General features: G+C 47.7%; 18 protein-coding genes and 1 pseudogene. 10 read left to right on the plus strand and 9 right to left on the minus strand.

Going from position 1 to position 21,887, the window contains the following annotated elements:
- The 3 genes and pseudogenes from F7D73_RS01940 to F7D73_RS01950 all read right to left on the minus strand — a co-directional run.
- Positions 1-133, minus strand: a pseudogene (locus F7D73_RS01940) (site-specific integrase); the annotation flags it as partial.
- A 280-nt stretch (positions 134-413) separates the two neighbouring features.
- Positions 414-956 (minus strand): RNA polymerase sigma-70 factor, encoded by a 543-nt coding sequence (locus F7D73_RS01945; protein ID WP_153122042.1) that lies wholly within the window; start codon positions 954-956, stop codon positions 414-416.
- Positions 895-3,450, minus strand: a complete 2,556-nt coding sequence (locus F7D73_RS01950; protein WP_194256813.1) for an outer membrane beta-barrel family protein — start codon at positions 3,448-3,450, stop codon at positions 895-897. Before F7D73_RS01950 ends, F7D73_RS01945 begins: the two co-directional genes overlap by 62 nt.
- Positions 3,451-3,680: 230 nt before the next feature.
- On the opposite strand from F7D73_RS01950, the gene F7D73_RS01955 reads away from it, so the two are divergent.
- The 5 genes from F7D73_RS01955 to F7D73_RS01975 all read left to right on the plus strand — a co-directional run bounded on the left by F7D73_RS01955 (position 3,681) and on the right by F7D73_RS01975 (position 7,959).
- Entirely contained in the window at positions 3,681-5,045 is a 1,365-nt protein-coding gene (locus F7D73_RS01955) for a sigma-54-dependent transcriptional regulator (protein ID WP_153122044.1), read from the plus strand.
- Positions 5,035-6,357: a sensor histidine kinase gene (locus F7D73_RS01960; RefSeq protein ID WP_153122045.1), complete on the plus strand. Its 1,323-nt coding sequence runs from the start codon at positions 5,035-5,037 to the stop codon at positions 6,355-6,357. Before F7D73_RS01955 ends, F7D73_RS01960 begins: the two co-directional genes overlap by 11 nt.
- A gap of 78 nt (positions 6,358-6,435) precedes the next feature.
- Positions 6,436-6,756 carry a nucleotidyltransferase domain-containing protein gene (locus tag F7D73_RS01965; RefSeq protein WP_022111204.1) on the plus strand — a complete coding sequence of 107 codons (321 nt, stop codon included), beginning with the start codon at positions 6,436-6,438 and terminating at the stop codon, positions 6,754-6,756.
- 5 nt (positions 6,757-6,761) lie between these two features.
- Positions 6,762-7,151 carry a HEPN domain-containing protein gene (locus tag F7D73_RS01970; protein WP_153122046.1) on the plus strand — a complete coding sequence of 130 codons (390 nt, stop codon included), beginning with the start codon at positions 6,762-6,764 and terminating at the stop codon, positions 7,149-7,151.
- 16 nt (positions 7,152-7,167) lie between these two features.
- Positions 7,168-7,959 carry a Fic family protein gene (locus F7D73_RS01975; protein WP_118085870.1) on the plus strand — a complete coding sequence of 264 codons (792 nt, stop codon included), beginning with the start codon at positions 7,168-7,170 and terminating at the stop codon, positions 7,957-7,959.
- A 38-nt stretch (positions 7,960-7,997) separates the two neighbouring features.
- Here the strand turns inward: F7D73_RS01975 and F7D73_RS01980 are convergent, their stop codons facing one another.
- The 6 genes from F7D73_RS01980 to F7D73_RS02005 all read right to left on the minus strand — a co-directional run bounded on the left by F7D73_RS01980 (position 7,998) and on the right by F7D73_RS02005 (position 17,046).
- Positions 7,998-8,678, minus strand: coding sequence for an ABC transporter ATP-binding protein (locus tag F7D73_RS01980; RefSeq protein WP_153122047.1), 681 nt, complete (start codon positions 8,676-8,678; stop codon positions 7,998-8,000).
- 81 nt (positions 8,679-8,759) lie between these two features.
- Positions 8,760-11,144 carry an ABC transporter permease gene (locus F7D73_RS01985; RefSeq protein WP_153122048.1) on the minus strand — a complete coding sequence of 795 codons (2,385 nt, stop codon included), beginning with the start codon at positions 11,142-11,144 and terminating at the stop codon, positions 8,760-8,762.
- A gap of 78 nt (positions 11,145-11,222) precedes the next feature.
- The gene (locus F7D73_RS01990; protein ID WP_118311190.1) at positions 11,223-12,476 is read right to left on the minus strand and encodes an efflux RND transporter periplasmic adaptor subunit; all 1,254 of its coding nucleotides are present in this window, start codon (positions 12,474-12,476) and stop codon (positions 11,223-11,225) included.
- A 3-nt stretch (positions 12,477-12,479) separates the two neighbouring features.
- A complete protein-coding gene (locus tag F7D73_RS01995) occupies positions 12,480-13,799 on the minus strand; it encodes a TolC family protein (protein WP_153122049.1) in 1,320 nt (439 codons plus the stop codon).
- A 175-nt stretch (positions 13,800-13,974) separates the two neighbouring features.
- Complete coding sequence (locus F7D73_RS02000; RefSeq protein WP_089543309.1) at positions 13,975-14,655, minus strand: ABC transporter ATP-binding protein; 681 nt, start codon at positions 14,653-14,655, stop codon at positions 13,975-13,977.
- Between the two features lie 48 nt (positions 14,656-14,703).
- Positions 14,704-17,046 carry an ABC transporter permease gene (locus F7D73_RS02005; RefSeq protein WP_194256815.1) on the minus strand — a complete coding sequence of 781 codons (2,343 nt, stop codon included), beginning with the start codon at positions 17,044-17,046 and terminating at the stop codon, positions 14,704-14,706.
- 241 nt (positions 17,047-17,287) lie between these two features.
- On the opposite strand from F7D73_RS02005, the gene F7D73_RS02010 reads away from it, so the two are divergent.
- The 5 genes from F7D73_RS02010 to F7D73_RS02030 all read left to right on the plus strand — a co-directional run bounded on the left by F7D73_RS02010 (position 17,288) and on the right by F7D73_RS02030 (position 21,676).
- A complete protein-coding gene (locus tag F7D73_RS02010) occupies positions 17,288-17,806 on the plus strand; it encodes a DNA-binding response regulator (RefSeq protein WP_153122051.1) in 519 nt (172 codons plus the stop codon).
- A gap of 12 nt (positions 17,807-17,818) precedes the next feature.
- Positions 17,819-18,697: a sensor histidine kinase gene (locus F7D73_RS02015; protein WP_153122052.1), complete on the plus strand. Its 879-nt coding sequence runs from the start codon at positions 17,819-17,821 to the stop codon at positions 18,695-18,697.
- 154 nt (positions 18,698-18,851) lie between these two features.
- On the plus strand, positions 18,852-19,043 hold the full coding sequence (locus F7D73_RS02020) for a hypothetical protein (protein ID WP_153122053.1): 192 nt from the start codon (positions 18,852-18,854) through the stop codon (positions 19,041-19,043).
- Between the two features lie 135 nt (positions 19,044-19,178).
- Complete coding sequence (gene argS / locus F7D73_RS02025; protein WP_153122054.1) at positions 19,179-20,999, plus strand: arginine--tRNA ligase; 1,821 nt, start codon at positions 19,179-19,181, stop codon at positions 20,997-20,999.
- A 203-nt stretch (positions 21,000-21,202) separates the two neighbouring features.
- Positions 21,203-21,676 (plus strand): RNase H family protein, encoded by a 474-nt coding sequence (locus F7D73_RS02030; protein ID WP_153122055.1) that lies wholly within the window; start codon positions 21,203-21,205, stop codon positions 21,674-21,676.
- Positions 21,677-21,887 lie beyond the last annotated feature (211 nt).

Genomic DNA, 21,887 nt, shown 5'->3' on the forward strand with positions numbered 1-21,887 from the left:
CCTTGGTCACGCTCAGCTTGCAACTGAACTGTGCGATAGTTCCGTTGATTGTCACACGTCCCATGATAGGGACAATTCCGTTTCTCTCCTTGCTTCCGTTTACATAGAAGACTGTCTTGAATGTACTTCTCATAATTCCTTGCTTTTTGTTCTGTGCAAAATTAAACCATGAGAGTTGCATGGCAAATTCACAACCTGTGCAGAATTGAGAAGTAAAAACCGAAGCCGTTAAAAATGCTTATTAGAGAGTTTCTTTGAGGTAATGACTTGAAAGCGTTTCTACTTCTCAAATCCGCCATTTTCGCATTTCCTCACGAACGTCACTTAAAGCCAACAACTGCCACAACCACCTGAAACTCAAAACAAAAGCCCAAATCTGCTATTTTTTGCTTTTTTAGTCATTCTTTTTCCTCCTAATTCTCTATGTTTGTATGCATCATTCGCTCGCGCAAGATGGCGAGTGCCTTGGAAATATGCTTCTTCACGGTGTTGGGACTGATGCCCAGCCTATCGGCTGCCTGCTGATAGGTGAGATGCTCGAAATAGCAGAGGCGGAGTATCGTGCAGGTGGGTTCCTTCAGCTCCCTCGCTATCTGCTCCGCCTGTTGCAACAGTCGCTCGTGCTCCTCATACCGGGTACTCATATCATACCGGGTAGCCTCTATCAGCGCCTCTACGTTGGTCTGTTCCACCTGCTGGTGCTTGAGCCAGTTGAGGCAGGCATTTCTCACCGATGCATAGAGCCAGCTCCTCCTTGTTTCCATCTGCAAGGAGGAGAATTGGTTCCACGCCTTCTCGAAAACATCTCCCACAACGTCACGGGCCTCGTTGCCGTCTCCCAAAAGGGACACGGCATAACGCACCAATCGAGGATACATTTCCAGGAATAGCTGCTTAAAGTCGTTGTCTTTCGCTCTGTCCTGCGCCACTACCTTTATATTTATTTCTCGTTGCATTGAATGTGTATTTCACACAGATGCCAACTTTCTGATTATCTGCGTATCGGGTAAACGTGCGATGCGACTGCGTGCCGTTTGCCTCGAAATAATAATATCCTGTATGCAAAAGGTCTTGCAATACAAACACCACCTTGAGGGCATCGTTCTTCATGAAATTCTTGGAAACCCGGAACTGCATGTTGCCCATACATTTCTTTATTCCGATTCCCATCTCCGCCCTCGTGCCGACATTGCCCGAAAGATTCATGAACCACCGGTGGGGAAGCCTCAGATTATTGTTCATGCTGAATGTAAACTGAGGCTGGTTTTTGCCAAACTCGGGGATATTGAGATGATCTACATTATCATGACTGTAGTAGACACTCGCCGTGAGGTTAGGATACCAGATTCCAAACGAAGGCGCCACACGGATATTGGCTCCACAATAGTAGGAATGAGGCACCGAAGCCATCGTCTCCAAAAGCACACTCGGATGGTTCACCTCGTCGTAAGGCTTGTACCAGGTCATGTACATATCAAGTACATAGTTGTAGTAAGCCATGAACGACAGCCACTTGTAATTGCCCGATAGGTTGAAACTGTGCTGCTTCTGAGGTTTGAGATGAGGGTCACCGGACTTGTACTCGTACTTGCTTTCGTAGTCGATGCTGCTCTGAAGCATGACGTAGATAGGACTGTACTTGTTCAGACGATAGGAGAAGGCAAGATTCAGATTATCCTTGCTGTAGCCGATGGATGCGAAGGGAATCCAATCCCTGTAACTGGGACTCTGTTCTGCCTGCAGCACATCCTTCTCGTAATAATCGGTCTTCTGATATTCATATCGCAAACCGGCACCATAGTTCATGCGTCCGATGCTTAGATAATACTCCAGGAATCCGGCATAGATAGACTGACGGATGTGATTGAAGGCATCGGCAGAAAAGCCGCTTTGGGTGAAGTCGTTGTGGCGGTTGGTAAACATCTCTTCCGTTCCGAAGGAAAGCCTACCCTTCCACAAAGGTCCCGACACCACCAGCTTGGCAGCATAGAGATTACTCCTCACCTTGCTCTCTGATTCCGCATCCAGCTGTCCGTCGTTTATCGCCGTCTGGGACCTCTGACTCACCTTGTTATAGAAGTCGCCATTGAAATTGATGTTCCATTTGCCGAAATCACCATTATAATAGGCGTTCACGCTATGCGACCAATGGGGCTTGCGTTTCGAAAACAGATCTACGCCCATGCTTTCCGTCAGTTTGCCATCCTCCCACACATCGGTTGCTCCCCAGCTGTGGGTGTAGTTGTTACCTATTATATTGGTTGTCTCATAGCGCATACCCAGCGATTGCTTCTCGGAAATCTCATAGTTGAATCCCGTGTTCAGGAGAATGTCTCCACTATTGGCATTCGTGGTTCTACGGCTGTTGAATTCCCAGTCGCTGGTAGTATGGAGCTGGGTTTCGGAATGGGCGGTGGTGTGCGAGCGATTCAATCCCACTCCCACTTCGCCGAAGATATCGAGTCCGCCCGTACGATAGTTCAACTGCACATCATCAAAAGTATGAGGCGAATAACGGCCCTGCATATATTCAGAATAAAGGCTTCCGCTCAAGCCCTGTCCGCGCTTGCGAACGGCACGCAGACGGATTACAGCATTGGTCTTGGAACTATACTGTGCTCCGGGAACGGTAACGATTTCTGCCTTCAGAATATCCTTGGCGCTCAATCGCTTGAGTTCGTTCAGATTCTCCAGTTTCCTGCCGTTGAGATAAATCTCGGGCGCTCCACGACCGATGATTTCCCAACTGCCTGCTTCACCCGAAACGAAGGGCAACTGGCTGATCATATCTTCGGCAGAGCCAAGTTCGCCCAGGATGGTACCTGATACCAGGGTAGAGAAGGCGCCGTCCTTATACACCACATTGGGGCGGGTACTCTTGATGGTTACCGCCTTCAGCTGCTGGGTGTCGGGATGCAGACCGATGTGCATGGTAGGCTTGCAGGCCAGAATCTGCGACTTATAGCCCACAAAAGAAACCTTCAGCATCACATCCTTATCGGCATAAGGAAGCACGAAACTTCCATCCTCCGCCGTTACGCAACCGGCCACATAAGCCTTGCTGACGGAGGAAATCAACACCACGTTGGCAAAAGGCAGGGGCTGCTGGTGCTCATCCACCACGCGGCCCTTGATCTGTTCCACCCGGGTTGTCTTGCCCGTGTATTGAACGGCAAAATAGGTGTTGTGCTCTACGAAGGAGAAAGGTTTCCCTTGCAGCACCATTTCCAGGGCTTCCTTCTGTCGCTTAGCCTGGATATTGGCTGTAACGCGATATTGGTCGGTAGCCTGATAGGCAAAGAGGATATTTTTCTCGCCCGCCTTTTCAATCTTCTTCAATACGGAAGTAAGCGTTTCGTTATGCACCTGAAAGGTCACACCTCTGCTTTGAGCAAATAGGGAAATGCTCAAGACAAGACACAGTATAAGGGAAGTCGTTCTTTTCATCATTTTTCTTGTTTTTATGATTCTACTTTGTTCATAATACAACATCCCCCTGGAATCGGGTACGCTTATTTTTAAAATAATGTTGCAAAAGTACAAAAATAATCGGGAAACTTGCCATTTGATTTCACCAAAAAATATTCTTCCTGCCACTTTTGATGCCTTTATCTGCATTTTTTCGTCTAATTATTAGACAATCATTACCCATTTCCGATGATATTTCGTAACTTTGCACCATGATAAAGAAACAAGGAACGATATTGATTGTTGATGACAACCGCAACATTCTTACTACGGTAAGGATGCTGCTGGAACCCATATTCGATGGCATCATCACCATCGCCAACCCTAACTCCATCCCAGCCAAGCTGAGAGAGGAGCACCCCGACGTGGTGCTGCTCGACATGAACTTCTCCAGCGGAATCAATTCGGGAAACGAGGGATTGTACTGGCTCAGGAAAATCAAGAGCCTCAGCCCGAAAACCGAAGTGGTGCTCTTTACCGCCTATGCCGACATCCAACTTGCCGTAACAGGCATCAAGGAAGGTGCCGCCGACTTCATCGTGAAGCCTTTTGAAAACGAGAAGATGATCCGTACGCTTGTAGAGGCTAGGGATAAGAACAAGGCTGTGGATAACGTTATCAACAAGAATGGTGGAAAACCTGGTGGAAAAGATGCGCAAAGCGCTATGTATTGGGGAGATAGCGAAGTTATGAACAATTTAAGAAGTATTGTGGAAAAAGTTGCTGCAACCGATGCAAATATCCTCATTACGGGCGAAAACGGAACAGGTAAAGAGGTGTTAGCCAACGAGATACATCGTTTATCCACAAGATGTGGGAAAAAGATGCTGCCTGTGGATATGGGAGCCATTACGGAAACCCTTTTCGAGAGCGAACTCTTCGGTCATGTGAAGGGTGCTTTTACTGATGCCAAGGTGGATAAACCGGGCAAGTTTGAGCTTGCCGACGGCAGCACCATCTTCCTGGATGAGATAGGAAACCTATCCTATGGTCTTCAGGCAAAACTCCTTACCGCCCTGCAACGCAGAAGCATCGTAAGAGTGGGCGGAAGTACGCAGATTCCCATCAACGTGCGACTGGTTTGCGCCACCAACCGCAACCTGCAGCAGATGGTAAACGATGGCGAATTCAGAGAGGATCTGCTCTATCGCATCAATACCATCCATCTGGAATTGCCTGCCCTGAGACAGAGAAAATCAGACATCGTTCCATTGGCAGAAAGATTCCTCCGTCAATATGGCGATTTATATAATAAGGTGAATCTCCGTCTTTCGGAAGAAGCTGAGAAAAAACTTACCAGTTTGCCTTGGTACGGCAACATCCGTGAACTTCAGCACGCCATCGAGAAAGCCGTGATTCTATCTGATGACGGAATGATTTCTGCCGAAGATATTGACGGCGGAAACCAGCAGAAAAGAGAGAAGCCCCTGGAAGAGGTTCAGACGCTCGACGAGATGGAGAGCCGAATGATAGAGAAAACCATCAGGGAATGTGAGGGAAACCTGTCGGTGGTAGCTGCAAGGTTAGGTATTTCCCGCCAAACGCTTTATAATAAGATTAAGCGATATGGATTATAAACTAATTATAATTATCGTGCTTTTGCTCGTGGCTGTAGTGGGTTACATTCGCCTTTACCGCCACTATCGCCGGAACATCAAGAAGGTAACCTTCCTTTTTGATGCGATAGATAATGGGGATTTCTCCTTCAACTTTCCTACGGAGAAGGGGTTTAAGGAGGATAAGATTCTGCATCAATCCCTCAACCGAATCAAGCTCTTCCTGCAACATACGAGAGAGGAGCAGATGGATCGGGAGAAATATTACGAGCAGATTCTGAATGCGGTGGATACGGGCATCCTGGTGGTGGATAGTCACGACAACATCCTGCAACATAATCAGGCTGCCCTCCGGTTGCTCGATACGGATGTGCTTACCCACATGAACCAGGTAAAAGGAAAGCTCAAGGATGAACACCTGGCAAAGCATGAGACGCAAGCCATGCTGAAAGACAAGCACGTGCGCATCATCGCCCTGAGCGACGTGAGCCACGAGCTGAGCAATCAGGAGGTGGATTCTTGGATCAAACTGATTCGTGTGCTGACCCATGAAATCATGAATACCATCACACCGGTTACTTCGTTGAGCGAAACTCTACTGAAAGAATTGGGCAGCAAGGAGCTGCTGATTGCAGATAACGAATCTGATGATTTACATTCTCCAGACAAATTGATGAAGATTTCAGAGAAGCCACAATCTGCTGAGCAAGCGAAGCTGAAGCAAGGCTTGGAAACCATCCACAAAACAGGAACCGAACTGTTGGCTTTCGTCAACAACTATCGCCGTTTCACCCATGTTCCCCAGCCTCAGCCTGCTCTCTTCTATGTGGAGCCATTTCTGGAAAGAATGGCGCTGCTCTGCAACCACGAAGTAGAGATAGAAGTTTCTCCCAAGGATTTGCTGGTTTATGCCGATGAGAGCCTCCTCTCTCACGTAGTAACGAATCTTCTGAAGAATGCCGTAGAAGCTTTCAGGGAAAAGGGAAAGTTATCTGCAGAAAGAAACAAGCAAGATGGAAATGAGCAGGGTAGGAACAAGCAGGAATGCCGCTCCGCGGATTTGCAATCCGCGGCAAGCAAGAAGGCATTTATCCGTCTCAAAGCCTATGCCAACGCCCAGGAATCCATCATCATCGACGTGAGCAACAACGCCAGTCTCATCCCCGAAGATGTAGCCTCCCACATTTTCATCCCGTTCTTCACCACGAAGCTGGAAGGAAGCGGAATCGGTCTCTCCCTCTCTCGCCAGATTATGCGAGTAAGCGGCGGCAGCCTCTCGCTCTATCAGGACAAGGCACAGGGAATCACCACCTTCCGCATCATCATCCCATAAAAAAGTATAATTTTGGGGAGGAAAGTTTGGCGCTTTCGCTTTTTTACCATATCTTTGCCATTATAAAAGATTAAGCTTATGTCAACAGACGATAAGACCATATTAAAGATAAAAGATATAGCTAAATCTGCTATTCCTTCAGGAAGCAAGGCTATATTGTATGGATCAAGAGCGAGAGGTGATGCTCGCAACGATTCAGACTGGGACATTCTTATCCTTTTAGATAAAGACAAGCTGGAACAAACAGACTATGACAAAGTAAGTTACCCGTTTGTCTTGTTAGGTTGCGACCTCGGCACAGAAATCAATCCCATTCTTTACACAAAGAAAGAATGGGAATCGTATAACTTCACCCCTTTTTACGAGAATGTAAATCGAGACGGCATTAGTTTAATATAAAAGTTATGGATCAAGTAAACAAAAACACATTAATCAGTCTGCAAGTAGAAAAAGCCAAGCGCTTTTTAACTCAAGCAGATGAAATGGTTGAACTAAAGCATTGGGATTTAGCAGCCAATCGCTATTATTATGCCTGCTTCCATGCCGTACAAGCTCTATTCATAGCAAAAGGTGTTAATGCCCACACTCATGCCGGCATTAACACCCAATTCAGCTTACACTTCGTAAAGACTGGTATCGTAGATATCTCTTATGGCAGTTTTCTCGCCCGTATGTTCCAGTTAAGGCAAAAAGCCGATTACAACTGCGCCTACGAAATTTCCGAAAATGACATCCTGGAAATTATTGGCTTATCACACGATTTTATAAAAAACATATTAAAGTTAGTCAAATAATTACTTACAGAAGATTATGGCATTCGAAAAGGAAATCAAGGAATACGAGGATTTGAGAGGAAAATATCAAACCCTCATCATCAATAAAATGGATAGAGAAGAGTACATCAAATATAATGAAGTACTCTTTTCTACCCATTCGTGCGCCATTGAAGGCAACTCTTTCTCCGTAGATGATACCCGGGAACTGAAGGAGAAAGGCCTGGGGATGATTCCTGCCGGAAAGACTCTTTTCGAGGCTTTCGAAATGCTTGATCACTTCGAAGCCTTTGAGTACATGATGCAAAACACGCAGCATCCACTCGACGAGAATTTTCTGAAAGAAATCAACAGGCGGGTTACCAGCCATACGCTTTCCTATCGTTCTCCAGAAGCCATTCCGGGCGAATACACCACCACGGACATGGCTGCAGGCGATACGGTATTTGGCGACCACGAAGAACTCATCGCCAGAGTTCCCAAGCTGTTGGAATCTACCGAAAAAGCCATCGTTTCGGCTGCCGTTCATCCCATGATTCTTGCCGCCCGCTTCCATGGCTTCTACGAATATCTTCATCCGTTCCGTGATGGGAATGGAAGAACAGGACGACTCATCAGCAACTACATTCTCTTAAGATTGAATCATCCTCTCCTCATCATCCCATCCGAAGCCCGCCAGGAATACATTTCTGCCCTCCGTATGATTCGTACGGAAGCAACCGACGAGCACCTCATCCGTTTCTTCTTCAAGATGGCAATACAGAGAATGGAAGAAGAGCTGAAGCAGAAAGAAGCTAATACCAAGCGATTTATGACATTCCTCTTCTAATGAAGCATAGCGTCATACGCTCAGAAGTGACAGAAGCACTAAAGCTGATTGCCCTCCTCCTCCACAATCTGTCCATCAAACAGGCGGATAGTGCGATGGGCTATCTTGGCATCATGCTCATTATGCGTTACCATGACGATGGTTGTGCCCTCGTGGTTCAGCTCGGTAAGCAGATGCATTACCTCGGCTCCATTCTTGGAATCGAGGTTACCCGTAGGCTCATCGGCAAGGATGAGTTTCGGACCGAAGACCACGGCACGGGCGATGGCTACTCGTTGCTGCTGACCACCAGAAAGCTGGTGAGGGAAATGCTTGGCACGATGGCTGATGGCCATTCGCTTCATAATCGCCTGTACCTTTGCCTTGCGCTCCGCCTTCGGAATGTTGAGGTAGGTAAGAGGAAGCTCGATGTTCTCCTCTACATTCAATTCATCTATCAGGTTGAAGCTCTGGAACACAAATCCGATTTCTCCCTTTCTCACATCCGTACGCTCCTTTTCCTTCAGGTTTGCCACCTCGTGATTACCCAGGAAATATTTTCCCGAAGTTGGGTTGTCGAGCAAACCGAGGATGTTGAGCAAGGTGGATTTGCCGCAACCGGATGGTCCCATAATGGCGACAAACTCGCCGTCTTCTACTGTGAAAGATACGTTATTTAAAGCAATCGTCTCCACATCTTCTGTGCGGAATGACTTGCAAAGATTCTCTACTTTTATCATTTTATTCAATGTTAAGTGTTAAATGTTAAATTAGGGCATACGCCCTTAAATCTGTGTCATCTGTGAAAATCTGTGGGAGACTTATTCATCCTTGAGATATTTCACCGGATTACTATTCGCCACCTTGTAGCAGTTGATGATGACGGAAAGCCCGATGATGACGAGCAAGATGATGGTAACGCCGATAAACAACAAAGGCGTCATCGTAATCTTCTCGCTAAACGACATGAGCCATTGTCTGGCTATCAGCCAAGCCCCCAAGTCGCCCACGATGATGCAAGGCAAGGCAATCTTCATAATGTCCTTCAGGAAGATGCGAAGAATATCCTTCACCTTCGCTCCGTTCACCTTTCTGATTGCAATCTCCTTACGGCGGCGGTTCACCTCATCGCTCGTATAGCCCACCAATCCGAAGAGGGCGATAATCATCGTTACGATGCCTGCTACCAGGATTCCGTTGCGTAAACTGAGCTGGGAGGAATACTGGCTAGCCAATTCAGAAGCATAACTCGTCACTATTACCTGATTGTTAGGATACAACGACTGCACCTTCTGCTGCAACTCCGACAACGATTCGTCTTTCTGTTCATTAAACTTCACAAGCATGTAATAAGCCGTCTTGGGAGCATAGAAATACAGCGCTGGAAAATTCTTCATGTCGTCGCCATCTGTAGCCATATCACCCCAACGAATGTTTTTACATACGCCGCAGATGGTGAAAACGTATTCATCATGCCCTGTACAAGTAATCTGCTTGCCAACTACACCATCTTTCCAATGCCAGATATTGATGAGTTTCTCAGCACCCCGTTCATCAATAATCACCTGACGGCAACTGTCATTGCGCTCTGTAAAGAACGTACCCTGTACTATCGGGATATTCATCATCTTGAAGAAATTGTCGTCCACACCTTCCATATCTATGATGTTAAAGGTATTAGTATCATCACCAGGCGTTCCAACCATATTTCCGCTTCTGCCGTATCCATTGAGCGGAATATGATAAGTGGAACAGCACTCCTTTACATTCGGCATTCGCTTGATTTCGGCAAAACTTTGGTTGCGCTGGTTGGCATTGCTGGCATTTACTGTAACGATGGCTACATTATCGTAATCATAGCCGGGATTGGTGCTCAGCATCAGTTGATACTGATTATTGATAATGTAGAGCAAGCTGAACAGCAAACCCGAGATAACAAACTGAATACCCAGCAAGGCCAGTTTCCATCGGTTGTGGTTCTCATTATAACCACGGAAAGCTATGGCAACTGGAATCTTGTTGTAAAGCCAACCTGGCAGTAAGCCGCCTACCAGCAGCACCAGAAGACAAATCGTAATAAGTATCCAACAGCCCCGATTCATAATCAGCGTACTTATCGGAGCAGAAAGGAAATTCTCGATGGTTCCCTTGCAAAGGAATACGAGCAAAGCAGCAAGAACAACCGCCAAACCCACATGCACCAGAGCCTCGGAGAAGATGATGGAATGAATGTTCTTAGGTTTGGCTCCATAGCACTTGCGAACTGCCATCTCACGCGAGCGGCTTACCAGATTGCCCACAATGATAAGCAGATAATTCATAACCGAAGTGAAAAGGAGGACAAAAGCGACAATAGACATAATCCATCCCATCTTCTTGACGTAGGGGTCTTGGGTGTAAACATTGCTCAATACCGTGAAATCGTAGTCCATTTCAATTCCCATTTTTTTCATCTCCTCCAACGAGAATTTGTCTTGACGCATCTTATCCACATAAGGCTTGAGTTCTTTTGCATCATGCCCCCTTGCCAACCGGATGTATGACATATAGCTATCATTTCCTATCCAATTGTTTCTGCCATCGTAAGAATATACGTATGGCACACTGGACATAGACAGAATCATCTGCGTGCCATGCAAGGACGAGCCCCAAGGAAAAGCCTCAAAAACGCCATTAATGGTAAAGGTAGTACCAGGATAATTGGGAAGCGTGAAATGCTTGCCCACCACATTGCCGCCTATCGTGGCTGCCGTCTTCGAGTCGATGATGCAAGACAAGGGCTGTGATAATATCTGGCGAGCCTTGCCTACCAACATCTTCTGCGGAAAGACATCGAAGAAACAACTGTCTGCCATCATGATATTGGCAGACACGATGTTCTGGTCTTCCAACTTGCATTGGGCATCGTTACAAAAATTTGTAGTACTGGTGGCAACTTCCACCATAGGCGCATATTGCTTCACACCTTGGGCAATGGCTCCTGAAGTCTGGTTAAACGTCGTAGTCTTACCCTGATTGTTGCACATCTCAAATATCTGATACGTCCTCTCCCATCCTGGGAAATACGTATCGTAAGTCTGCTCGAAATAAATCTCGGCAATAATTACCGAACTGATTGCCAATCCGAGCGCCAGACACAAAATCTTCACAAAATTGTGCTGGCCCCTTCGAGGCAGATTCTTGAATGCGTTAATAATATGATTCATATCAAATATCCTGTTTCAAGGGCGTTAGCCCAATTTATCACTAATCACTACTAGTTAATCACTACTAACTAATCACTACTAATTAAAAACTAATACATCATTATCCTTATAGGCTTCATAGCCGCTAACGATAACCTGCTCACCCGGCTCCAAGCCCTCAATCACCTCATAATACTGAGGATTCTGGCGACCGATGGTGATCTTTCGGCGATAAGCCTTCTTGCCACTCTTGTCTAATACGAAGATCCATTGACCACCCGTTACACTATAAAACGTGCCTTTAGGGATGATTATTGCCTGCTTCGACTGACCGAGCTGCAAATCTACATAATAAGTCTGACCGGTTCGGATATTGCCAGGGCGAACGCCTTTGAAGATGAAGTCGATGCGGAACCTGCCGTCTCTTACCTCGGGATAAACCTTGCGGACCTGCAGGAGATAATGCTTGCCGTTCTGGTCGAAAGTGGCTGTAAGCCCCGGTTTTACCCGGTCGATATAATGCTCATCCACCTGCGCCTGCACCTTGAAATCGCTGAGATCGTTGATGACTCCAATCTTCTGTCCAGCCTGGATGCTCTGTCCCAACTCCACATCTAGCAAGCCGATTTCGCCCGAAATGGTACTACGGATGTTCAGCTTCTCCTTGCGCTGGCGAACCAGCTGCACATTCTTCTGCATGGCTTCCAGATTATCGCCCATCTGATCCATCTGCGAACGGCGGAGCTGTGCATCCTTCTTCAATCGCTTGCTGATGAGCGCATGCTTCTTGACGGCAAGGTCGTAATCTTCCTTTGCCTTGAGATACTCCTCGCGCGAATTGAGTTCTTCCTTGTGCAACGCCTCCTGATGCTGATAGGAACGGCGCTTGGTAATGACATCCTGCGAAAGCGACAGTTCCTCGTTACTGTTGTTCAGACGGTCCTGCTCCATCGAAATCTGGGTGTTGCGAAGCATATCCTGCTTTTCGGCAAGTTCGCTTTCGGCATTCAGAATCTCCAGGTCGAGATTCGAATTGCTCAGTTTCACGATCACATCGCCCTTGTTCACGTGGGCACCTTCATCCACCACTTTCTCCAGAACAATACCACCTTCCTCAGAACTGATCTGCACCACGGAGATAGGAACCACCTGTCCATCCACCGAAACATAATCGTTGAACTGCGCCTTCTCCACGGTTCCGATGCTTAATCCCTTCCTATCCACCTTCAGGGTGGAAGAGAAATTGCTCAATCCCAACCAAATGAGGACTGCGATCAAAACCGCTCCTCCGCCAATCCATGCCCAATACTTGCGAGGCACGAGATATTTTTTCTTTTCTATCTTTATATCCATAATTTATCTTATTAAATTTTCTCCCTGATAATAAGCAACCAATCTCTGTTTGATGATGAGCAGCATCTGCATCTGGAGTTCCTTGATTTTGCTTTCCAGAAGCGTCTGGGCTGCGGTATGAAGATCGAAGGTGGAAAGCATTCCTTCCTCAAACTTCCGGCTCGACATGTGATAGGCGAGCGAATCGGAGGCCACCTTCTTCTGCATCTGATGCAACTCCTTGGCGTAACCCTCTGCATCCATTACCGCCTGGGCTATCTGGTCGTGAAGCTTGCGCCTGGTTTCCTCCAGGTTCACCTGCGCCAGTTGCCAGTCGTTACGAGCTTTCTTCACGCTGTGCCATCGGTCGCTATTATAAATAGGTATGGAAAGGGTCAATGCGAGGTATTCGCCCTGGTTGTTGCGAAACTGCGAGGCAAACCCATCGTATTGCCCTTTCTGAGAGAGATTCTTATAATAGTTGGTAGAAATGCCGCCACCGAGAGAGAGTGATGGCAGCAATCTGCCTTTTGCTATCTTATAATCATACCGTGCCCGCTCCACTTCGTATTCTGCCGACTTCAAATCAGGAGAAATATTCTGGAAGCCCTGGTAAACGGTTTCGTAGTTTACTCCAGATTCAGAAGCCTCTTTATTTCCTGACTTCTGTTCCAATTTCAGTTCTTCATCCACCGGAAAATTCATCGCCGATTTCAAGGCTAGCAGACTCTGTTTTGCCACATTCTCCTGATGCGTAAGATTGTATTCATCTTCTGCCACCTGCGATTCCATCTGCACCACATCCGGGCGCCCCTTTTCGCCCAGTTCATACAGGCGCTGCATTTTAGCCAGCATCCGCTTGCTTTCGTTCAGTTTCTCGCTTGCTATCTGAATGCTTGCCTCAGCATAGGCAGCATCCACATATTTCTGCATCACGTCGATGGCTCTATCATCCTGAATCTTCTGCATCGCCGTGGCTGAATAATCCCGGCTCAACTTAGCCTGCTTCAAGGCGTTGATGGTGGCGAAACCATCGAAGACATTCAGTTCGGCATAAAGCTGATAATAGTTGTTGAATGTCGTTACATTATTATAAGTATTGGTTTCCGGGTCGATGTTTCGTCCCCAGGCATACTGTCCCTGCACGCCTCCCGATACAGTTGGCAGGAATCCTGCCACAGCATGCTGGTAATCCTGCTTGCGCTGACGGGCATTAACCACCTCCCGCTTCACCTCCGTGGCGTGCTCCACGGCGTATTTCATACAGTCGTCAAGGCTCCAACTCTGTGCCGAGACGCCAGCCGCCCAGACCAACCATCCTATCAATATTCCTATTCTTTTCATAATCTTCTTCATTTTGGCATGATAAGGACAAGAGCCGTGCCAAAACAGCATTTCTCCTGATAATCAAGCCATTAAATAAAAACCATCATTAAACAAACTGTCCAACAATTAGACACCACCGTCTAATTGTTGGACAGTAAACCGCAGATCAAAGCTAATCATTCGAAACCAAAGATCAAAGCTGATCATTCACCGCATCCACCACTTGTCCATCAAACAGATTGATGATGCGACTGGCGTAGGTAGCATCGTGCTTGGAGTGCGTCACCATCACGATGGTGGTTCCCTCCTCATTCAGTTCGCTGAGCAACTGCATCACTTCCATACCATTCTTGGAATCGAGGTTACCCGTAGGCTCATCGGCAAGGATGATGCTAGGCTTTCCCACCACGGCACGGGCGATGGCAACCCTCTGCTGCTGACCGCCCGAAAGCTGATGAGGATAATGCTTGGCACGATGGCTCAGCTTCACTTTTCTCAGAATTTCGAGAACGCGCTCCTTGCGCTCCGCCTTTCCCACTCCGAGGTATTTCAGCTGCAAATCCACATTTTCCTCAACGGTAAGTTCGTCGATAAGATTGAAGTTCTGGAACACGAAGCCGATGCGACCCTTGCGATAGGCGGTGCGCTCACGCTCCTTCAGATGGCCCACTTCCTCGTTATTCAACCAATACTTGCCCTCCGTAGGACTGTCCAGCAAGCCCAGGATGTTCAGCAAGGTTGACTTGCCGCATCCCGAAGGCCCCATGATGGCGATAAACTCACCATCTTCTACTTCTATGTTTACGCCGTTCAGGGCGATGGTTTCCACCTCTTCCGTGCGGAATATTCTAGTTAAATTCTCTGTTCGTATCATCGTAAAAAACTTTTTATCGTTAGAAATCTTTTTAAAGTTTATGACTCATTATTCAGCCTTGATGCTGTCTATCGGATTCGACATCGCCGTACGCAGGGTGCAGCCGATAACCGAAACAAAGGCTATTAATAAGGTAAAGACGGCACCAGCCAGCAACACCCACCAAGGGAAGGAGATGCGATGGACGAAATCCATAAGATAAGTCTGCATCAGCTTCACGCAGATAGGGATGGCGATGACCACAGCCACCAGCGAACTGACGAGGAATCTCTTAGCCAGTTGCCAAGCCGCATCCCCAATCGAAGCACCCATCACCTTGCGCAGGGCAATCTGGCGCTTCTGCTGGTTGCCGTAATAAACCGACATTCCGAAGAGACCCAGGGCAGAAATCAGGATAGAGATGCTCATGAAGGTGATGATGAGCACCATCATGTTATGCTTGTCCTTGAGGTTGTTCTTCAAAGTATCATCCATATACTCCGCCTCCATTTCCGTAGGAACACCCACCAATTCCTTAGCCACCTGCTTGCAGGTATTCCGGATAGCCTGCAGCGCCTGGGTATGATTACCACGGGTTTTCACCAGAACAACCCATCCACCCTGCTGCGGGGTGATGACTCCAATGGCATTATGCTCCGTTTTCTCATTCTCGCTCAGCGCATCTCCACTATGATAATCGGCAATCACGCCACAAACCTCGTATTCATGCTTTCCGTTTTCCAGTCTCATTCCGAACCAAGGTTTGTGGGCAGAAACGCCATAGGCACGCTTCGCATCTTCCGTTACCCAAATCTTGCCATAGGCTGGCTCGCAATACTGTTCAATCACCCTGATTCCCAGCATCTTCATCGCCGTGGAATCAGCCAAGAACATACGGAGCATTCCTATCAGTTTTTCGTTGTCATCATGCACGCCATTTCCCCAGCTGCTGATAGGATTGGCGTTGCCGTAAGTTGCCTCTTCCACCTCAGGAAGCGCTTTCAATCGGTTCTTGAGAATAGCCATCTTCTCCGGTGAACCATCCAAGGAAGAAAAGATGGAAACCATATCCTTCGTCTGATAACCCAACGGCAAATCGGCAAGATGCTTCATCTGGAGCATCATCGTTATCGCCATCACTACCAGCGTGATGCTGATGACGTTCTGGGCTACGATAAATATCTTGCTGAACCACATCTTGCTGCGCATGCGGATGGTTCCCTTCACCACATCTATCGGATTGAAACGGGAAACCACGATGGCAGGAAGGATTCCCGCAAAGATGGAAATGATGACGTAAGCCAACGGCAGGAACCACAGAAGGTCGAAGGAATGGAACAGGTCGATTTTCGTATCCAACATAGAATTGAATAACGGGATAAATGCCCAGGAAATCAACAAGCCCAACAGGAAGCAGACTGCCGTGAAGAGCGCCGACTCCTTGAGATAGCGCAGCATCACGCCCCCTACCGATTCGCCCAGCAGTCTTCGGGTAGCCATCTCCTTCGCACGGTTGCCAATCTGAGCCACCGTAAGATTGATGTAATTGAACAAGGCTGAGAGCAGCAGAACCAGCGCTACGACCAGAAGGATATTCACGAGAGTACGATTGCCATGCTTGAAAATATCGACACTATCAGGCGTAAAATGAATCTGGTCCCATCTCACAAACTGGCAACCCCACATGAAGGTGACTCCATCCGATTCCTTTTTCCAATCTTTCCAGTAGTTCATGTATTTGCCGAGCAAGGTCTGTCTCACCTTTTCGGGGTCGGCTTCCTTTGCCAGTCGCGCTACCGTGATGCAAGAGCCAAACTGATCCATCGCCTGAGCCTGAGCTTCTATCAATTTCATCGACACGAAAATATCGTATGGGTTAAGAAGGTCCTCACGGTCGAAATCCTCCATGATTCCCACCACCTTCAGTTGCAGCTTATCGCATTGGATGGTGCGGCCGATAGGATTAGCATTACCGAAGGCTTTCTTGGCAAACGATTCCGAAACCATCGCCTGATGAGCATCCGAAAGGAGATGATCAGGCGCACAACCACGGCATTTGTAACCCATAAACTGGGAGAAGTTCGGGTCGATAGCCAGATATTTTGCCTCATAATACTGTCCATCTATCATGGCTCCCTGCGGAGCATAATATTCACCAAATCTTGTCCATCCCTTGATTTCCGGGATGGAAGGAAAGAACTCCTTGGCTGTGCCCCAGGTCATTCCGAGATAATCGCCGGAACCTGCTACATAGAGTTCCTTAGCCTGTTTCAGATTCGTTCCCACACGGTACTCTGCAGTAGCGTAGGAAACGAGTATCAGCACAAAAGCCAGTGCCACCGAGAGGCCCAAGGCCTCTATGGTGGCATAAAGCTTGTTGCGTGATAAGAATTTCACATAACTTTTCATCATATACTCATTTATTTTTTGTTTCACTAAAATCAAACGATAAAGGAAGAATACCATCTCCCTGTTTTCGTTAGCTGCTGCAAAGTTACGGCTTCTCCCGTTTTCTGCCAAGATTTCCGGCAGCCCGGAAGGTGGATTGTATGAAATTCATACACTCTATTGTATGATTATCACACAACAGCCCCGTTTTTGTTTGTCGTTTCGGGAAAAAAGCGTACTTTTGCAAACAAAAAAAATAAAAGATATGAAATACGGAACCCTTCTTGTCATCGACGATAATCCGTCGATACTCACGGCGCTGAAAATCTGTCTGAGCAATACGTTCGAACGGATTCTCACCCTGCCTCGCCCCGATACCGCCCCCACGCTGCTGCAACAGGAGCAGGTAGATCTCATCCTACTCGACATGAACTTCTCGCTCGGCGTAAACAGCGGACAGGACGGTTTGCTCTGGCTCCGCACCTTCCGCCGGCTCCACGCCCACATCCCCGTGGTACTCATCACCGCCTTTGCCGACGTGCAGCTAGCCATCAAGGGATTGAAAAGCGGAGCCGCCGATTTCGTCACCAAACCCTGGGATAATGACGAACTGATAAGGGTGCTCAAGGACGCCATCGACAACAATACGGAAGTGGCAACCTTGGAAAATTTCGAGAACGATTACATCCGGAAGGTCGTGGATAAATGCCACGGCAACATCTCGCGTGCAGCCGAAATGCTCGGAATTACCCGACAAACCCTCTATGCAAAACTGAAGAGATAAACATACTATTTTATGGTTATTATTAAACTTATATATTTAATAGGTGGAATCTGCTTCATCCTGAGCGGCCTCATCTATCTGTTCTTTCGCCATCAGCGAAGGCTGAAGGCGCGTGCCTTCCTGATGCGTGAGGCTGTAAGAAATGGCGATTACGCCTTCCGCCTCCCCACTTCGGGCTTGCTGCCTGGCGAAAGAGCCTTGCAGCAGGCACTCAACGACATGCAGGGCGATATTGCCCGCCTCGTAGCCAGACACGAAGTGGAATCCTGGCAAAAGCTGACCCGTGTACTCACCCACGAAATCATGAACGCCACGGCTCCCATCTCCAGCATCTGCCAGGCTTATCTCAGCAACCCGCAGATCAAGGGAAGCGAATACGAGGAAGGCATTCAGGCGATTCACGACACCAGCAAGTCGCTCACCAACTTCGTGGATAGCTACCGCAAGCTCACCCTGCTCCAGGCTCCCGTCGTAGAACCCCTTCCGCTCGCCTCTTTCCTGGAGAGCATCAAGGCGCTCTATCCCGACCTCAGCTGGCACCTTTCCCTCCCCCAGAATGCCACGCTGGAGGCCGACCATAATATGCTGCGCCAGGTATTCATCAATCTTACCAAGAACGCCATCGAAGCCCATGCCACCGACATCGACGTCCGCATGAGCAGGAACGACCACCCTATCCTGCTGTTCAGCAACAACGGCGAACCGATTCCTGCCGATGTGGCACGGGAAATCTTCATCCCGTTCTTCACCACCAAATCATCCGGCACAGGCATCGGACTATCCCTCTCCCGCCAGATGCTGATGATGCAGAACATCGAACTGGGACTATCCGACAACAGTCTCTCCGGCTACCATGTTACATTCTATCTGGAAAAGCAAGACAACAGCTAACACTCCTGCCGTTTCACATTTCAAATACGTGAAAATTTAAAACTTTTCTATATTCTCCGAAAGAAAATGACAAAAAGTTTGGAGTTTTCGAAAAAAAACATTACCTTTGTCACCATCAAAACGACAAAATGAACAACGAAACAACACAAAAATTATGATGACAATCGAAGAATACAGAGCAGCCATCTTACAGGCATTGCTCGATGCTAAGAACGAGGACGGAACTCCAGCTATCACTCCCAAGGAGGCACAGGAAGCGCTCAACGGATTTACCAACGATGAGCTGCAGGATGGAATCCTTTGGAATTCGCCGGAAGACGTGGCTGAAATTATCCTCGAAGGATAAAGAAAATATCGCTTTTCTTTGCACAATCCAATTATTATTTGTAATTTTGCAGCCGCTTAGACAACAAGGGGATGCAAATGATCCTTGTGCGGGCATAAAGAAAAGATATTTACCGGTAAAAAAGATATAAAGATAATGAAGATAGAAAACGAAATCATCAGCTCTGTCATCGCGGCGGTGAAGGAGCTTTATGGTCAGGACGTACCAGAAAAGATGGTAGCCCTGCAGAAGACCAAGAGTAATTTCGAAGGTAACCTTACCCTCGTCGTATTCCCATTCCTCAAAATGTCAAAGAAGACTCCTGAGAGAACTGCACTCGAGATTGGTGACTACCTGATGGAGAACTGCGCTAACGTTATCGCAGACTTCAATGTAGTAAAGGGTTTCCTCAACCTTTCTATCGCTCCTGCCGCTTGGGTAGGACTCTTGAACACCATCAACGCTGACCCTAAGTTCGGCGAGAAACCTGTTACTGAGAATAGCCCGCTCGTCATGATCGAGTACTCTTCTCCTAACACCAACAAGCCTCTCCACCTCGGTCACGTGCGCAACAACCTGCTCGGCTGGTCTCTGGCTCAGATCATGGAGGCTAACGGCAACAAGGTAATCAAGACAAACATCGTTAACGACCGTGGTATCCACATCTGCAAGTCTATGCTCGCCTGGCTCAAGTGGGGCAATGGCGAAACTCCTGAGACTTCAGGCAAGAAGGGCGACCACCTCATCGGCGACTACTATGTAGCCTTCGACAAGCACTATCGTGAGGAAATCGCAGAGCTCAAGGCTCAGTACATGAAGGAGGGTATGGACGAGGAAGCTGCCACAGAGAAGGCAAAGGCAGAGGCTCCGCTGATTAAGGAGGCTCACGAAATGCTCGTGAAGTGGGAGAACAACGACCCTGAGGTTCGTGCACTTTGGCAGAAGATGAACAGCTGGGTTTACGCTGGCTTCGACGAGACTTACAAGATGATGGGTGTAAGTTTCGACAAGATATATTATGAGTCAAATACTTACCTTGAGGGTAAGAAGAAGGTAGAGGAAGGATTGGAGAAGGGTCTCTTCTTCCGCAAGGACGATAACTCTGTATGGGCAGACCTCACCAACGAGGGCCTCGACCAGAAGCTCCTGCTCCGTTCTGACGGTACTTCTGTCTACATGACTCAGGACATCGGTACTGCCGACCTCCGCTTCAAGGACTTCCCTATCGACAAGATGATCTACGTAGTAGGTAACGAGCAGAACTACCACTTCCAGGTACTCTCTATCCTGCTCGACCGCCTCGGCTTCAAGTGGGGTAAGGACCTGGTTCACTTCTCTTACGGTATGGTAGAGTTGCCTAACGGTAAGATGAAGAGCCGCGAGGGAACCGTAGTAGATGCAGATGACCTGATGGCAGAGATGATCAAGGACGCTCGCCAGACAAGTGATGACCTTGGCAAGTTCAAGGACATGAGCGAGGAAGAGCGCCAGGAGATTTCACGCATCGTGGGTCTTGGAGCGTTGAAGTACTTCATCCTCAAGGTAGATGCCCGCAAGAACATGCTCTTCAACCCAGAGGAGAGTATCGACTTCAACGGTAATACAGGTCCTTTCATCCAGTACACCTACGCTCGTATCCGCAGCATCATGCGTAAGGCTGCTGCCGAGGGGATCGAGATTCCTGCAGAGTTGGGCGCAGATGCTCCTATCAACGAGAAGGAGATTGACCTCATCCAGAAGATGAACGACTTCACTGCAGCCGTAGCTGATGCCGGCAACAACTATAACCCTGGCGGTATTGCTAACTACTGCTACGAGCTGACCAAGGAATTCAACCAGTTCTATCACGACTACAGCATCCTGAATGCTGAGAGCGAGGCTGAGAAGATTACCCGCCTGGTTCTTGCAGCCAATGTTGCCAAGATTCTGAAGAATGGTATGGCTCTGCTCGGCATCGAGGTACCAGAAAGAATGTAATTTTTACATAAGATATAATAACCTACAATCGAATAATGACTATTGACAGATAATGAGCAGCCCCAGAGCCAGACTCTGGGGATTGCTCATTTCACATTTATAGAGGTTCGTATACTTCTACAGATATAAAAGTCCAAAAAATTTATTTATAAAGGCCATTATTCTCCAAAATTCATCAACCAAGCAACAAAAATCAGAAAAATATGAGTAATATGCCCGTCAATCCTCCTTCGTGGAGAAACGATACAGTTCTCCCTCTACCCAATGAAGTTACGGCAAATGCCTGGGCTGTAGATGCCGCCTGTTCCGGAAATCCGGGTCCGATGGAATACCAATGCATCGACCTTCAGACTGGCGCTCAGGTTTTCCACTATGGTCCTATCCACGGCACCAACAACATCGGCGAGTTCCTCGCCATCGTCCACGCCCTCGCCCTGATGGCACAGAAGGGCATTACCGGCAAGGTAATCTACAGCGATAGCGTAAATGCCCAAATCTGGGTAAACAAGAAGCAATGCAAGACCAAGTTGCTTCGCACTCCTCAGACCGAGCGGCTCTATCAGGTCATTGCCCGTGCCGAAAACTGGCTCCGCACCCATCCTGTTACCGTACCTATCATGAAATGGGATACAAAGAAATGGGGCGAGATTCCTGCCGATTTCGGAAGAAAAGGATAAAAACGCAATCTCAAATACACTCTTCACCCTTCACCTTTCATGCATAAACCCCTATCACTCAATAGTTTCGGCGGGTGAAGAGTTACACAGACCCTTCACCCACTCTTCACCTTCTAATTTTTCCAGTTTTTTCGCATAAAAGCAAAATTTTCCAAGGGTAAGCGGCTCCGCGTTTATACCTTGCATAATTCAAAAAAAGCAGTAACAGCTG

This window comes from Segatella copri, assembly GCF_009494395.1.
Lineage (GTDB): Bacteria > Bacteroidota > Bacteroidia > Bacteroidales > Bacteroidaceae > Prevotella.